Source organism: uncultured Plantibacter sp. (assembly GCF_963518075.1).
Classification (GTDB): domain Bacteria; phylum Actinomycetota; class Actinomycetes; order Actinomycetales; family Microbacteriaceae; genus Plantibacter; species Plantibacter flavus_A.
The window spans coordinates 59,878-73,873 of sequence record NZ_CAUQHZ010000006.1 but is presented as its reverse complement, the minus strand read 5'-3'; the positions used below and the strand labels follow the sequence as shown (position 1 = coordinate 73,873).

Here is a 13,996-nt window from a genome sequence, read left to right as displayed (position 1 = left end):
GTGCAAGCCTATCGTCGTCCACGACGAGGAGACGCTGCCGGCGGTCGGCGGCCATGGTTCGTGCTCGGTCGCATCGCTAGAGTGAAGGCCTACGACGTGACGGGGGTGGCGCTGATGACGGTTGTGCAGAGAAGCGGGGCTGCGACGGCGCTGTTCGCCGCGCTGCCCGTGGTCGCACTCGTGCACATCATCGCCCTCGCCTCCGGTCAGGAGTGGCTGTCGCTCCTCACCAAGCCGTTCATCATGCTGGTCCTCGCGCTGGCGCTCGTGTGGTCGGTCCGACGGCTGTCTGCCGCTGCGGTCACCGCGCTCGTCGCGATCATGTGCAGCTGGCTGGGCGACGTCGCCCTCATGGTTCCGGGCGAACTCGCGTTCGGCGTGGGGATCCTGTTCTTCATGCTCGCTCAGGCCGGTTATGTCTTACTCTTCGTGCGGCATCTGCGCACCAGGAACCGCCCGCCGGTCTGGGCGCTCGTGTTCCTGGTGTGGCTCGTCGCCGGTATCGCGCTCCTCAGTCAGCAGGACATGGGGGCGCTGTATCCGGCGGTCGTCCTGTATGCCGTCGTGATCGGGGCCATGGCGGCGTCTTCCACGATGACGACCCCGACGATCGCCGTGGGCGGTGCGCTGTTCCTGGTCTCCGACTCGTTGATCGGGCTCGACCGCTTCGTGCCTGCAGTGACGATCTGGGCGGCAGACGAGATCATCATGGCGACATACGCCGCGGGCCAATGCATCATCGTGTGGGGCGTCGCGGAGGTCCTGCGTCGCCGGGAGCGGGCGGTCCTCGCCGTCTGAACGGACGTCCGGGCGTGCGACGGGTGGTCTGCGCAAGAGGTGGCCTGTGCAACGACGAAGGGCCCGAGCTGTTCGCTCGGGCCCTTCGTGTTCCTGTGGGCGATACTGGGATCGAACCAGTGACCTCTTCCGTGTCAGGGAAGCGCGCTACCGCTGCGCCAATCGCCCAGGTGAGTGGTGTTGCCAGCGAGGTGGCGACGGGATTCGAACCCGTGTGGACGGCTTTGCAGGCCGCTGCCTAGCCTCTCGGCCACGCCACCACGTGTGATGAAACACACTGTCGAGTGGAACGCTTGCACGTTCTCACTGACACTCGAGCGGATGACGAGATTCGAACTCGCGACCCTCACCTTGGCAAGGTGATGCGCTACCACTGCGCCACATCCGCATTGCATCCCGTTTCCGGGTGCTTGGAAACTCTAGCCGATGTTGACGGCGCTCGTTGACACCTCGGTGCGGGCGAGTCGGCGCAACCCTTGATGTTCCGCGGAAAATCGGGCTGAAAATCGATGTCGCCCGGCGCGTCGGCGTCCAGGGTCGAACCACCCTTCGACAGGCTCAGGGACCGGAGCAGCACGGTGGCCCTCCCCCGGTCACTGAGCTTGTTCCTGGTCACTGAGCTCGCCGAAGTGCCCACAAGCAACCCTTCGACAGGCTCAGCGACCGAGACGGATCGGGCACACCTCTCCCGGTCACTGAGCCTGTCGAAGTGCCCACGAAGGAGCCTTCGTCGGCGGGGTCAGAATGGTGCGGGATCTGGCTCGGTCCGATACTGCTTGCCGTCGGGTGTCGTCCACTCGAGGACCCCGCCCGGCTGATGGTCGAGGTTCCATCCGGGGAGGTGCTTCATGCGGTGGTGATGTCGACACAGGCAGGCGAGATTGCCGATATCCGTTGTGCCGCCGTCCTCCCACGCGACGGAATGGTCGAGATTGCAGGCCCGGGCTCGTCTGCCGCAGCCTGGTGCGCGACAGGTGCCGTCTCGAAGCCGCACCGCACGTTGGAGATCGGCCGGCACCCGGTACCGGTTCCGGCCGACGGAGAGGACCGCACCGGTTTCCGGCTGGACGAGGATCCGGGTGAAGCTCGGCGCGTTCACCGCGATGCGCGCCGCGGTCTCCGGGTCGATTGGCCCGTACCCGTCCAGGGTTGCCGGGGCGTCAGAGACGCCGGCCATGCTGAGCGCGGGGACGGTTATGTGGACGGTCGGTGTGATGTGTTCCTGCACTTCGATCGGGTGCGGCAGCACCGGGCTCGACATGACATCCTCCGGCGTCACACCGGTGAGCGCGAGGGCCGCGAGGGCATCGGCCTGGAGTTGTGCGCAGGTCCGGGTGTCGCCCGCTTGGCGCGACTCGGCGGCCGCTACTTCAACCCGCTCGATGATGCCCTGGGCGATCGGTGCCGTCGTGAAGAGGTGCACCCACGCCATGCCGTCGGCGGCGGGTTCGAACTCGACCCGACGGTCTGCCTCGGACCGCCGGGCGCGCGCGGTGATGGACTCGGGGTGGAGGCGCTCACGCAGGACGCGGGCGCGCTTCCGGAGGTTCGCGTTGGTCGACTCTTCCGCAACCGGCAGGACCTCAGCGAGGAACACCGCCCGCCCCGCGACCGGCACATCACTGAGTTGATCGAGGATCGTCTGCGCGTGCCGCGCCGAGATACGGCCCGCCTCGAGCGACGCCAGCACCGCCGGTGCGTCGTTCACGAGACGTTCGGCGTCGTTCGTCGCACGCTGGATCGTCCGCTCCGGGATCCGGGTCGCCATCGCGAGAGCCGCACACGTCGACCGACGGGACAGGGCCTGGCGCTCGGCCGGCGGGAAGATCGCCGGGACGGTGGCGTCGGCGAAAGCGTCCGCGTAGGCAGCTGAGCGGGCGAGGAGGCGAGCTTTCCGTGCGTCCAGGACGGCCTGCTGCCGGTGGAGGTCCGCCCACTCATCCGAGAACTCCGCGAGGCGCGCGGCATATTCGTCGCTCGCGCGGATCGCGGTGAGGGTGGTCTCGGTCATGGAACAAGTCCACCATGGACCACTGACATTCCAGATGCTGAGTGGGGGCGACTGTGGGAGTTGATCGTGTGGCCTTCGACGGGCTCAGGGACCGGAGGGCGGGCGCTGGATTCGTGAGGTCGCGCGGGTGCCCTTCGACAGGCTCAGGGACCGGGAGGAGGAGCGCTGGATTCGTGAGGTTCTCCGTGTGCCCTTCGACAGGCTCAGGGACCGGAGGGAGGGTGCCGGATTCGTGGGTTTCTCCATGTGCCCTTCGCCAGGCTCAGGGACCCGAGGGGTGCTCGCGGGCGTTTCGACAGGCGGAGATACGACGTCACCGGGCTGCGTGGCGCGGGGCGGCCAAGGTGCGCGCGAACGACGAAAGCCCCCGGTGTCCGGGGGCTTTCTGTGGTGGGCGATACTGGGATCGAACCAGTGACCTCTTCCGTGTCAGGGAAGCGCGCTACCGCTGCGCCAATCGCCCGGGTGGCGTGTGTGGACACGACGCCGGGATGTTGCTGGTGGAACTGTGTTGCTGAGGTGAGGTGGCGACGGGATTCGAACCCGTGTGGACGGCTTTGCAGGCCGCTGCCTAGCCTCTCGGCCACGCCACCACGTGTGATGAAACACACTGTCGAGTGGAACGCTTGCACGTTCTCACTGACACTCGAGCGGATGACGAGATTCGAACTCGCGACCCTCACCTTGGCAAGGTGATGCGCTACCACTGCGCCACATCCGCATTGCCCGCATCACTGCGTGCTCGAACGACTCTAGCCGAAACCGGGACCGATGTTCAAACCGGCACGCGTACTGGGTCGACAGCGTTGCGGATGTGCGTTCATCCCCCGCCATCGGCTAGTATCGTGACTCGCGGCTGTTCGGCACCTCTCCGGTGCGGACGACCTGCGGGCGATTGGCGCAGTTGGTAGCGCGCTTCCTTCACACGGAAGAGGTCATCGGTTCGAGTCCGGTATCGCCCACATCCTCCACCATCGCCCGGGGTGTACCACCCTCCACTGCGGCGACTCACTCCGCGAGATCAAGACGTTCCGCCCTGGCAGCCCCTGTCCGGCGGGGATCGCTCGGGAAGCAGTGTCTGCACGCGAGCGGCGTGCCGAGTCCCTGCGCAGCCACGCCCCAGCCGATCGAGCCGGTGGCCATCGCGCGCATGAAGATGAGGATGCAGATCGAGGCTCCGCGGGACCGCACCCACTGCGGCAGGGTGAGCTGCAGCGCGAAGAGCGCGGAACGCAGCAGGATCCGGCGGACGAGGTGCGCGGACACGACGTACCGGACCCCGCTCGCAACGCTGCCCCGAACTCTCGTGGTCGTCGAGACCCGTCTGCGAGGGTCGCTTCCACCAGACGAGGGCGATCACGGCCACGACGAAGCTCAGCGCGTTGACACCGAACACGACGGGGGCGCCGAAGGCCGTGCCGATATTGCTCCCCAGCTGGGCGAACCAGAGCACCCTGAAAGCGGTGATGGCGATCGGCGCCCATGCCGACGGTTGCGACGATGGGGTTGCCGAGGGCGAAGACATGGTTGAACGACAGGACGCCGTCGCGGCCCGGGCATCGTCGGTTTGTCGCAATCATCGAGCGGTGTCATCACCGTCGAGGGCCGGCTGGCGGCGACGCCCTATGGAGGATCATCGCCGGATCGTCAAGCTCCCCGTGCACCGAATCGTGCTGGCTACCGTGGACGCATGGCCATCACGGAACTGATCCTCGTCCGCCACGGTGAAAGCACCGGGAACCTGGCCGCGTTGGAAGCCGATCGTGCCGGATCCCACCGCATCGCCGTCCCCGATCGTGACGCCGACGTACCCCTCTCGGCCCTCGGTGTCGAGCAGGCAGCCGCGGTGGGCGCTCGACTCGCCACCCTCGCTCCCGCCGACCGCCCTGACATCGTGTTCAGCTCGCCCTATCGGCGAGCGCACGAGACGGCCGTCGTCGCGCTCCGGACCGCCGCGTTCGACGCCGATGAGCTTCGGCCGGTCGTCGACGAACGGCTGCGCGATCGCGAACTCGGGATTCTCGACACCTTCACCTCGGTCGGCGTCGATGCGGAGTTCCCGGAGGAGGCCGCTCGACGACGGTCCCTCGGCAAGTTCTACTACCGACCGCCTGGAGGTGAGGCGTGGACGGATGTGGCCCTCCGCCTCCGCTCGTTCATCGGCGACCTGGACCGGCACGCCGACCGCACGCGGGCCCTGGTGGTCTGTCACGACGCCGTCATCTCGCTCTTCCGCTACATCTGCGAGGGGTGGGATGAGCGTCGCGTCCTGGAGGAGGCCGCACTCCGTCCGACACCGAACGCCTCCTTCACCCACCTCGTCCACGACGGACGGGCCTGGAGAGCACGCGCGGCGAATGCGACCGCACACCTCCAGCAGGCGCAGGTGGCGGTCACCGAGCACTCGGGGGCGACCGATGTCCAGAGCTGACCCCACTATGCTCACGCCTGAGGTCCTCGCCGACTGGCCGCTCCCCGATCCCGGATCGTCGAAGGACGATCGTGGGTCGACGCTCGTCGTCGGTGGCGCGCGGATGACGCCAGGGGCGGTCGCCTTGGCGGGCCTGGCCGTCCTCAGGGTCGGCGCGGGTCGGATCACGCTCGCGGTCGGTGCGTCAGCATCGTCGCCACTCGCGATCGCCTTCCCTGAGGCAGGCGTCATCGGGTTGGCCGAAACCAGCGCCGGAGCCGTCCGGGGTGACGAGGTCGGCCGCCTCGAGGACGTCCTGGACGCCGACTGTCTGCTGCTCGGTCCTGGTCTCGACGACGCGGACGAAGCCGTGGCACTCCTCCACAGCCTGCGCCCGCTCCTGGGCGCCGACACCGTCGTGGTGCTCGACGCCTTCGCGCTCGGTGCCCTGTCACACGCTCCCGACTTCTCGAAGGGGCTGGAAGGTCGCCTCGTGTTCACCCCGAACGTGGCCGAGGCCGCGATCCTCCTCGACGTGGACGAGGCCGACCCGGACACGGCGGCGCTCGAACTGGCGCGACGGTACGGCGCCGTCGTCACCTGTCAGGGCAGGGTCTCCGACGGTGAGCGGGACTTCATCGCGCCCGGCGGGAGTCCGGCCCTCGGGACGGCGGGGAGCGGTGACGTCCTGGCCGGAGCGATCGCCGGGCTCGCGGCACGCGGACTCTCCCCGCTCGCGGCGAGCTGCTGGGGTACCGTGCTGCACGCCGCCTCCGGCGATCGGCTCGCAGACCGGATCGGCCCTCTCGGAGCCCTCGCCCGCGAGTTCGCGGACGAGTTCCCGACGCTCCTCCGAGAGCTCGGGCGACCCGTCACGGGGCGGTCCTAACCGACAGCGGGCCAGCGCCAGCCGGTGATCTCGGGTGCGTCCTCGCCGAACTCCCTGGTGTGCGCTCGGGCCCGGAGCCGGGCGTCCTGCATCTCCTGCCGGAGACCCGCGAACCGCTCGCCGAGCACCGGCGTCCGGTCGATCGCGTCGCACACGAGCGAGAACCGGTCGATCTCGTTGAGCATCACCATGTCGAACGGTGTCGTGGTGGTCCCGTTCTCGAGGTACCCGCGGACATGCAGCTGATCGTGCCCGTGGCGCTTGTACGTCAGCCGATGGATGAGCCACGGGTACCCGTGGTAGGCGAAGACGACTGGACGGTCCGTCGTGAACACGCTGTCGTACTCGGCGTCGGAGAGGCCGTGCGGATGCTGATCCTCACCCATGAGTCGCATGAGGTCGACCACGTTCACGACTCGGACCGACAGCTCCGGGATGCGTTCGCGCAGGATACTCACGGCGGCCAGCGTCTCGAGCGTGGGGACATCCCCGGCACAGGCCATGACGAGGTCCGGGCGCTCCCCCGCACGCTCTGAACCGGCGAAGGGCAGGATGCCGAGCCCGCGGGCGCAGTGCGCGCGGGCCTCGTCGACGCCGAGCCACACGGGTTCCTGGTCCTTGCCCGCGACGATGACGTTGATCTCGTCCGTGCTCTGCAGGCAGTGCTCCGAGACGGCCAGGAGGGTGTTCGCATCGAACGGCAGATACACCCGGATGACATCGGGCTTCTTGTTCACGACGTGGTCGATGAACCCGGGGTCCTGGTGGCTGAAGCCGTTGTGGTCCTGACGCCAGACGTGACTCGTGAGGAGGTAGTTGAGGCTCGCCACCGGGCGCCGCCACGGCAACTCACGTGAACCGTTCAGCCACTTCGCATGCTGGTTGAACATGGAGTCGACGATGTGGATGAAGGCTTCGTAGCAGGTGAACAGGCCGTGCCGACCGGTGAGCAGGTAGCCCTCCAACCAGCCCTGACACTGGTGCTCGCTGAGCATCTCCATGACCCGGCCGGCGCGGGCGAGATGCTCGTCGTCCGGGACGGTCTCGGCGTTCCACTGCCGTTCGGTCACCTCGAAGACCGCCTGGAGTCGGTTACTGGCGAGTTCGTCGGGAGCGAAGATCCGGAAGGTGGTCGGGTTACGCCGGATCACCTCCGTGAGCCACGACCCAAGGACTCCCGTCGCCCCGGCGTCGCGACCACCCGGGGCGTCCACCACGACGGCGGCGTCGTCGATCGCGGGGAGGTCGAGTTCCGTGCGCAGCAGACCTCCGTTGGCGTGCGGGGTCGCGCTCATCCGGGCCTCCCCGCGCGGAGCGAGTTCCCGCACGAGCGGAACCACCGCGCCATGTTCGTCGAAGAGCTCCTCAGGCCGGTAGCTCCGCATCCAGGACTCCAGGATCCGGGTGTGCTCCTCGGTGTCCCGAGCGTCGGCGAGCGGAACCTGATGCGCGTGGAACGTCCCCTCGACCCGGACGCCGTCGATCACCTCGGGGCAGGTCCAGCCCTTCGGTGTGCGCAGCACGATCATGGGCCATACCGGCCGTCCGGTGTCTCCGGTGGCGGCCCGGGACTTGATGGCCGCGATGCGGTCGAACACGACGTCGAGGACCTCGGCGAACCTGCGGTGTACCTCCATCGGATCCTCGCCGTCGAACCCGCCCTCGACGAAGAACGGTTCGTGTCCGTATCCACGCAGGAGACTCTCGAGTTCGGAGCGTGGGATGCGAGCCAGGACCGTCGGGTTCGCGATCTTGTAGCCGTTCAGGTGCAGGATGGGCAGGACGACGCCATCCTGGACCGGGTCGATGAACTTGTTGGAATGCCAGCTGGTCGCGAGCGGTCCGGTCTCCGCTTCACCGTCGCCGACGACCGCCGCGACGAGGAGATCGGGGTTGTCGAAGGCTGCGCCGTACGCGTGGCTCAGGACGTACCCCAGCTCGCCACCCTCATGGATGCTGCCTGGCGTCTCGGGAGCCGCGTGACTCGGTACCCCGCCGGGGAAGCTGAACTGACGGAAGAACCGGGTCAACCCTGCTTCGGTCTCGGCGACGTCAGGGTAGATCTCGCTGTAGGTGCCGTCCAGGTAGGCGCTCGCCAGGATCGCCGGCCCGCCATGCCCGGGCCCGGCGATGAACATCGCCGACTGGGGGCGCTCCGTGATCACGCGGTTGAGATGCGCATAGGTCAGATTCAACCCCGGAGCGGTCCCCCAGTGGCCGAGGAGTCGGCGCTTCACATGAGCGGCTTCGAGCGGGCGGCGGAGGAGCGGGTTGTCGAGCAGGTAGATCTGCCCGACGGACAGGTAGTTCGCGGCGCGCCACCAGGCGTCGACCTGTTCGATGCTCCGCTCGGACACCGGCTCGCTCGTGTCGCGAGGCCGCCAGCTGTCCGTCGTCGACCCGTCCCGTGCGTTGTGCGTCATCGTCCCAAGATCCCAGGTCGAGCGACCGGAGGCCAGGGTGGTGCGTCGCTCCTGCGAGCGTGCTAGAGCGTCGGCGGGCGGTGCCGACCGGTACCGGCCGTCGCGCCCCACCAGTCGAGGTACGCGCTCGCGGTGTCCGGCAGCGCGGGGCGGAGGCTACGACCGGCGGGCAGGCGCGTCCGGGAGGGATCCAGCCAGGCCGCGGCCAACTCGGTGTGCAGCGTCGACGGGTCGTAGCGGACCATCGTCTCCGGCCGCAACTGCTCCATCTCCGCCGCGTAGCGCGAGTCGACGACGAGCGGCCGGCGGCCTGCCTCGACCCAGTCGAGCATCGAGCGCGACGCAGAGACATGGCCGTGCGCGGCGAGCGGTATGCCAGGAAGCGAGATCTGCGCGGCGAACGCCGCATCGTCGAGGTATCCGGTCACCTCGAACGAGACCTCGGCGGCGCGTGCTTCCGCCTCGAGGTCGAGCACGTCGTCCTCATGGCCGGCCGAGGGGGCGCCGATGGCACGGACGACGACGTCGGCGATCGGGTGACCGGTGGCACGGAGATCCTCCGCCGCTCTCGATGCCGCCTGGATCGCCGCTGCGTGGCCCTTTCCCGGGTAGATGAACCCGGCGATGAGGACAGTGAGCGGACGGGACACTCCGCGCTGCGACGCATCGTCCACGGTGGCCGGAGCGGATGCGATCCGGGAGCCGAGCGGGATGGCGTATGGAACGACCGAGGCACTGACACCGAGGAACTCCTCGGCGAGCGCCTGCTCGTGCCTGCTGTTGACGGCCGTCGCGTGGGCGGCTGCGATGAACCGTGCGTAGGCGGCGATGCGGCGGTCCAGCATCCTGCCGTCCGAGGTCTGCGGGACGTCGTGGAGGGTGACCGTCAACTCGGTGGCGTCTGCGAGGCGCTCGACGGCGTCCGCCGCCTCCTCGGGCGACCGGCCGAACAGGCGGTCGGTGACGTGGACGTGTGCTCGGCCCACGCCGTCGAGCAGGTGCACGGCGTGGGACGGGGTCGGGGCGTCCAAGCGTTCCGCGCGAGGGTCCGTGGTGATTACGGCGTCGGCGACGTCGATCGCGTACTGGACGACGCCGTGGTGCTGTGGGCCGATCATGAGGAGACGGGGTGGGGCTGCGATCACCTGCGTCATGGTGGTGCAGTGGGGGGCCTGCGTCAAGGGTCGCGGGCACTCTCGTCATCGGACCTATGTTCGGAGGACGGCGCGCGCATCGCGCCGACCCGTCCGCGCGTCTCGCGCCCGCATCCGTACAGGGGATCCCGCCATGCAGCCGACCGCGACGCACCCCACCGCTCGAGTCGCCGACCCGACGTCTCGCCCGATCCGTGTCGTCTCGATCCCGGCCGCGCACCCCTACGTCGGCCGGGTCTCCGCCTCACCCGAGATCGACGTCCTGGACGATCCGCCGGTCGAGGGAGCGCCATCGGGCGTCTGGTGGCCCCCCGTGGCCCTCGATCCGAGCTGGATCCGCGACCACGCCGGCGATGCCGATCTCCTGCACATCCACTTCGGCACGGAGTCGTTCCCACCCGGACACGTGACCGCGTGCCTCGAGGCCGCGCACGAGGTCGGCTGGTCGGTCGTCTACACGGTGCACGACCTCGAGCACCCGCAGCTCGAGCACCAGGGGGCGTACGGGGCGCAGCTCGACGAGCTCGTCCGCGGCGCCGACGCGCTGGTCACGCTGACCCCCGGCGCCGCCGAGGGGATCCGGGAACGCTGGGGTCGCGAGGCGATGGTCATCGCTCATCCGTCGCTCCTCTCGGACGACGTCGACGTCCCGCTCGTGCTGCCGTCGGCCGGGTTTCGGGTCGGCGTGCATCTGAAGGACCTGCGCCCCAATGTGGACGCGGTCGGTGTCGTCACCACCCTCATCGACGCGGTCGAACGCCTGCGTCGCCGTGGAGCGGACGTCGTCGCAGAGATCCGGATGCACCACGTGGTCCGCGATCCGGAGGCCCGCGACACCGTCCGACGGCTTGTCGGCAGATCGGAAGCGGCGCTCCTCATCGAGCACGAGCGTCTCGACGACCTCGGACTCGCCATCGCGCTCAGCCGCCTGGACGTCTGCCTGCTCCCCTACCGGCACGGCACGCATTCCGGCTGGCTCGAACTCTGCTGGGATCTCGGCGTGTCCGTCGCCGTCCCGTCCGGGATCGGAGCGTACCTCGAGCAGCATCCCGACGACACGGTCTCCGCGTACGACCTCGGGGACGGAGCATCACTCGAGCGTGCCGTCGGCGAGCTCCTCGAAGCGGATGGCGCGACCCGAGCCGGTTCCGCCGGTCGGAGCGCCACCGTCGCCGAGCGCCGCGCCCGTCGCGTCGTCGACGACGCCGTCGGCGCAGCAGCGCACGCCGGGCTGTACCGCCGAGTCATCTCCGAGCACGCCTCGTGACGGCCGGTCCACGACTGCGCGTCGTCGTCATCGCCCCGCTGCGCTTCCCCATCCGTCGTCCACACGCCGGCGGGCTCGAATCCGCCGTGTGGTCGGAGGTCACCGCGCTCCGCGCACGAGGCCACGAGGTGACGTTCATCGGCGTCCGCGGGTCCGACTTCGTCGAGCGCGGCAGCGTCTTCGAACTACCGGAACTACGGTGGCCGCGCTGGTCCTCCCCCGACGACGAGCGGTATCCCCCGGGCCACATGACCCGATCCGTCCCGGCATTGCGCCGTGCGCTCGAGGCGATCGCCGCTCGGCCAGGGCGATACGACGTAGTCTCCAACCACTGCCTGGACGCGCTGCCGGTGGAACTGGCGCCCGAGCTGGGCGTCCCCATGATCACCACCCTGCACACACCGGTCGACGAGGCCGTAGCCGCTGCCGCGAGCCTGGCCGGTTCCGACGGCAGCCGGTTCCTGGCGGTGAGCGAGTTCACGAAGCGCACCTGGGCGGCGGCCGGTGTCGAATCCGAGGTGCTCCTGAACGGCATCGATCCGGATGCCTGGCGGGCCGGCCGAGGCGGCGAGGACCTCGTGTGGTTCGGACGGGTCGTCGCGGAGAAGGCCCCGCACCTCGCGGTCGACGTCGCCCGCCGACTCGGTCGCCGGCTCGTCATCGCCGGTCGCGTGGGTGATCCGGTGTACGCCGAGCGCGTGCTGTCGCCGCTGCTGGGACGCGACGTCCGACATGTCGGGCCGCTCGACCCGGCGCGACTCGCCACGCTCGTCGGACGGAGCGCGGCAGCGGTCTCGACGCCGGCGTGGGCCGAGCCGTTCGGTCTCGTCGCGCCGGAGGCGCTGATGACCGGGACACCGGTGGTCAGTTTCGCCGTCGGAGGTGTGCCCGAAATCGCCCAGGCCAGCGTCGGGATGCAGGTCGTCGAGCCAGGAGACCTGGCCGCCATGGCGGACCGCGTGGACGGGTTGATCCGGCAGTCGGAGCTGGACCGAGGGTTCCGCGCCTCGATCCGGGCATCCGCCCTCGCCCGGTTCTCGCTCGACGCCAGGGTGGGCCGGCTCGAGGAGCACTTCGCGGCGCTCCTCGGCGACTCGCCCGTGCTCGGTTCCGGTCGCGTGGACGAGTTCAGCTCGTGAGGCCGCGCATCGGTTGGTACGTGCACCACCACGGACGGGGGCACGTGACGCGTCTGCTCGCCGTCGCACCCCACCTCGACGCCGACATCGTCTGCTTCAGCTCGTTCCCGGCTCCGGTGGGACTCCCCTCGAACTGTTCCTGGGTGGTGCTCGACCGGGATGACGACGTGCCGGACGGCGCGTCTCCCCCGGACGACTGCGATCCGACCGCGGAGGGGCTGCTGCACTGGGCGCCACTCGGCCATGCCGGTCACCGTGCTCGTCTTGCGACCATCGCCGCCGCTCTCGCGCAGCAGCAGATGGACACGATGGTGGTGGACGTCTCCGTCGAGGTGGTGCTCCTCGCACGCCTGCTCGGTGTCCCCACCGTCGTCATGGCACAGCCGGGCCATCGCGACGACGAGCCGCACGCGCTTGCCTTCCGTGCGGCGTCGACGATCATCGCCCCATGGCCTCAGGGTGTGCTGCAGCTGGAGCACCTGCGTCCCGTGCAGGACAAGGTGGTGTACACCGGCGGCATCAGTCGCTTCGAGGGACGGGAGCGGACGTCCGCGGAAGCCGGGCACAGCGGGGTGCTCCTCCTCGCCGGTGCCGGGGGTTCCGCGGTGTCACGGGATGCCGTGGAGGAAGCCGTACGCGCCAGCGGTCGCGATTGGACCTCGCTCGGCACCGGTGCCGGGTCTGTCTGGTCCGACGACCCGTGGGACGCGCTCTGCCGGGCGGAGGTGGTGGTGTCGTGGGCCGGTCAGAACGCGATCGCCGATCTCGCCGCGGCCGGCGTCACGGCCGTCGTGGTCCCACAGGAACGCCCGTTCGACGAGCAGGTGTCCACCGCCCGTGCACTTGAAGCCAACGAGCTGGCGGTCGTGCGGGCGTCCTGGCCCGACGCTGCGGACTGGCCGGCCGTCCTCGACCGGGCTGCGGAGCTCGACCCCGACTGGTCTCGTTGGCAGGTGGCGGGCGCCGCCCGACGGGCAGCTGAGGCGATCGAGGCGGTCGCGGCCGGCGATCCTGTAGGGGGTGGGCGATGAGGACGTCGATCGTGACCCTGTGCTCGCGCCCACGACTCGGGCACCTCGAACGGCAGCTCGAGGCCGTCAGGGCGTTCATACCGACGTCGGGTGACGTGGTGGAGCGACTCGTCGTGTGGATCGGCGACGACGCACCACCGGCTCTCGAGGCGGAGCTGACGGTCCACCTCCCACCGGGGCCCGACGGGCTCCGTCTCGCGGCAGGTCGGAACCTCGGTGCCGCGCTGGCCGTCGAGCGCGGTGCCGACCTCATCGTGTTCCTCGACGCGGACTGCGTCCCCGGGCCCGCACTGCTCGACCGGTACCGCGAAGCGTCAGCTCGCCATCCGGGGGCCATCCTCTGCGGACCGGTGACCTATCTGCAGCCCGGCGTGGACGTCGCCGACCACCACGCGTTGGCGGTGGCGACGGCTCCACATGCCGCGAGACCGAACCCGGAGGACGGCGCGGAGCGTGTCGCCTCCGAGGACGAGTACCCGCTGTTCTGGTCCTTGTCGTTCGCGACGACTGCGTCGACGTGGTCCCGGACCGGAGGGTTCGACGAGGGCTACGAAGGCTATGGCGGTGAGGACACAGACTTCGCGTTCGCCCTGAGCGCGGCGGGGACACCACTCGTGTGGGTCGGAGGCGCGCACGCCTACCACCAACACCACGAGACGCAGCGCCCGCCCTGGCAGCACTTCGACGACATCCTCCGGAACGGCGCGCGGTTCGCCGACCGGTGGGGAACCTGGCCGATGAGCGGTTGGCTGGAGGCGTTCGCTCAGGCCGGCGCCGTGCGGCGGGTGGGTGAGGACTGGGTCCGCGTTCAGCCGACCGCGACCACCAGCGCGATGGCGACGGGCTCCGGCGCATAACGATCGACGGGACAGTG

General features: G+C 69.5%; 11 protein-coding genes and 7 tRNA genes. 8 read left to right on the top strand and 10 right to left on the bottom strand.

What is annotated here, in order from left to right:
* Positions 1 to 114: 114 nt before the first annotated feature.
* Positions 115 to 798, top strand: coding sequence for a lysoplasmalogenase (locus tag RWN05_RS09200; protein ID WP_314139339.1), 684 nt, complete (start codon positions 115 to 117; stop codon positions 796 to 798).
* A 96-nt stretch (positions 799 to 894) separates the two neighbouring features.
* Here the strand turns inward: RWN05_RS09200 and RWN05_RS09195 are convergent.
* From RWN05_RS09195 to RWN05_RS09165, 7 genes are all read right to left on the bottom strand, one after another.
* Positions 895 to 966: transfer RNA gene (locus tag RWN05_RS09195), tRNA-Val, on the bottom strand.
* 21 nt (positions 967 to 987) lie between these two features.
* Positions 988 to 1,058, bottom strand: a tRNA-Cys gene (locus RWN05_RS09190).
* 56 nt (positions 1,059 to 1,114) lie between these two features.
* Positions 1,115 to 1,186, bottom strand: a tRNA-Gly gene (locus RWN05_RS09185).
* Positions 1,187 to 1,537: 351 nt separating this feature from the next.
* Entirely contained in the window at positions 1,538 to 2,809 is a 1,272-nt protein-coding gene (locus RWN05_RS09180) for a DUF222 domain-containing protein (RefSeq protein WP_314139338.1), read from the bottom strand.
* Positions 2,810 to 3,197: 388 nt separating this feature from the next.
* Positions 3,198 to 3,272 (bottom strand) — tRNA-Val (locus tag RWN05_RS09175).
* 59 nt (positions 3,273 to 3,331) lie between these two features.
* Positions 3,332 to 3,402, bottom strand: a tRNA-Cys gene (locus RWN05_RS09170).
* Between the two features lie 56 nt (positions 3,403 to 3,458).
* Positions 3,459 to 3,530 (bottom strand) — tRNA-Gly (locus RWN05_RS09165).
* 168 nt (positions 3,531 to 3,698) lie between these two features.
* On the opposite strand from RWN05_RS09165, the gene RWN05_RS09160 reads away from it, so the two are divergent.
* A tRNA-Val gene (locus tag RWN05_RS09160) sits at positions 3,699 to 3,771 on the top strand.
* Between the two features lie 46 nt (positions 3,772 to 3,817).
* On the opposite strand, the gene RWN05_RS09155 is transcribed toward RWN05_RS09160, so the two are convergent.
* Complete coding sequence (locus tag RWN05_RS09155) at positions 3,818 to 4,075, bottom strand: MFS transporter (protein WP_064293808.1); 258 nt, start codon at positions 4,073 to 4,075, stop codon at positions 3,818 to 3,820.
* Positions 4,076 to 4,499: 424 nt separating this feature from the next.
* Between RWN05_RS09155 and RWN05_RS09150 the strand changes: the two genes are divergently transcribed.
* Entirely contained in the window at positions 4,500 to 5,240 is a 741-nt protein-coding gene (locus tag RWN05_RS09150; RefSeq protein ID WP_314139337.1) for a histidine phosphatase family protein, read from the top strand.
* A gap of 7 nt (positions 5,241 to 5,247) precedes the next feature.
* Complete coding sequence (locus tag RWN05_RS09145) at positions 5,248 to 6,108, top strand: ADP/ATP-dependent (S)-NAD(P)H-hydrate dehydratase (protein ID WP_314139335.1); 861 nt, start codon at positions 5,248 to 5,250, stop codon at positions 6,106 to 6,108.
* Here RWN05_RS09145 and RWN05_RS09140 read toward each other — a convergent pair.
* Both RWN05_RS09140 and RWN05_RS09135 read right to left on the bottom strand, forming a co-directional pair.
* Positions 6,105 to 8,531, bottom strand: a complete 2,427-nt coding sequence (locus RWN05_RS09140) for a phosphoketolase family protein (protein ID WP_314139334.1) — start codon at positions 8,529 to 8,531, stop codon at positions 6,105 to 6,107. The genes RWN05_RS09145 and RWN05_RS09140 overlap by 4 nt on opposite strands.
* Before the next feature lie 62 nt (positions 8,532 to 8,593).
* The gene (locus tag RWN05_RS09135) at positions 8,594 to 9,676 is read right to left on the bottom strand and encodes a hypothetical protein (RefSeq protein ID WP_314139333.1); all 1,083 of its coding nucleotides are present in this window, start codon (positions 9,674 to 9,676) and stop codon (positions 8,594 to 8,596) included.
* 142 nt (positions 9,677 to 9,818) lie between these two features.
* Here RWN05_RS09135 and RWN05_RS09130 point away from each other — a divergent pair, with 142 nt between their 5' ends.
* The 4 genes from RWN05_RS09130 to RWN05_RS09115 are packed head-to-tail and all read left to right on the top strand — an operon-like array spanning position 9,819 to position 13,979.
* Positions 9,819 to 10,952: a hypothetical protein gene (locus RWN05_RS09130; RefSeq protein WP_314139331.1), complete on the top strand. Its 1,134-nt coding sequence runs from the start codon at positions 9,819 to 9,821 to the stop codon at positions 10,950 to 10,952.
* Entirely contained in the window at positions 10,949 to 12,091 is a 1,143-nt protein-coding gene (locus tag RWN05_RS09125; protein WP_079002481.1) for a glycosyltransferase, read from the top strand. The genes RWN05_RS09130 and RWN05_RS09125 overlap by 4 nt, the downstream gene beginning before the upstream one ends.
* The gene (locus tag RWN05_RS09120) at positions 12,088 to 13,122 is read left to right on the top strand and encodes a glycosyltransferase (RefSeq protein ID WP_314139329.1); all 1,035 of its coding nucleotides are present in this window, start codon (positions 12,088 to 12,090) and stop codon (positions 13,120 to 13,122) included. The genes RWN05_RS09125 and RWN05_RS09120 overlap by 4 nt, the downstream gene beginning before the upstream one ends.
* Positions 13,119 to 13,979, top strand: a complete 861-nt coding sequence (locus tag RWN05_RS09115) for a galactosyltransferase-related protein (protein ID WP_314139328.1) — start codon at positions 13,119 to 13,121, stop codon at positions 13,977 to 13,979. The genes RWN05_RS09120 and RWN05_RS09115 overlap by 4 nt, the downstream gene beginning before the upstream one ends.
* Positions 13,980 to 13,996 lie beyond the last annotated feature (17 nt).

What these genes read in the sequence shown, in the direction of transcription:
- RWN05_RS09115 (WP_314139328.1), top strand. Translation starts at nt 13,119, where the DNA reads ATGAGGACGTCGATCGTGACCCTGTGCTCGCGCCCACGACTCGGGCAC.
- RWN05_RS09140 (WP_314139334.1), bottom strand. Translation starts at nt 8,531, where the DNA reads ATGACGCACAACGCACGGGACGGGTCGACGACGGACAGCTGGCGGCCT.
- RWN05_RS09150 (WP_314139337.1), top strand. Translation starts at nt 4,500, where the DNA reads ATGGCCATCACGGAACTGATCCTCGTCCGCCACGGTGAAAGCACCGGG.
- RWN05_RS09200 (WP_314139339.1), top strand. Translation starts at nt 115, where the DNA reads ATGACGGTTGTGCAGAGAAGCGGGGCTGCGACGGCGCTGTTCGCCGCG.
- RWN05_RS09130 (WP_314139331.1), top strand. Translation starts at nt 9,819, where the DNA reads ATGCAGCCGACCGCGACGCACCCCACCGCTCGAGTCGCCGACCCGACG.
- RWN05_RS09180 (WP_314139338.1), bottom strand. Translation starts at nt 2,809, where the DNA reads ATGACCGAGACCACCCTCACCGCGATCCGCGCGAGCGACGAATATGCC.
- RWN05_RS09145 (WP_314139335.1), top strand. Translation starts at nt 5,248, where the DNA reads ATGCTCACGCCTGAGGTCCTCGCCGACTGGCCGCTCCCCGATCCCGGA.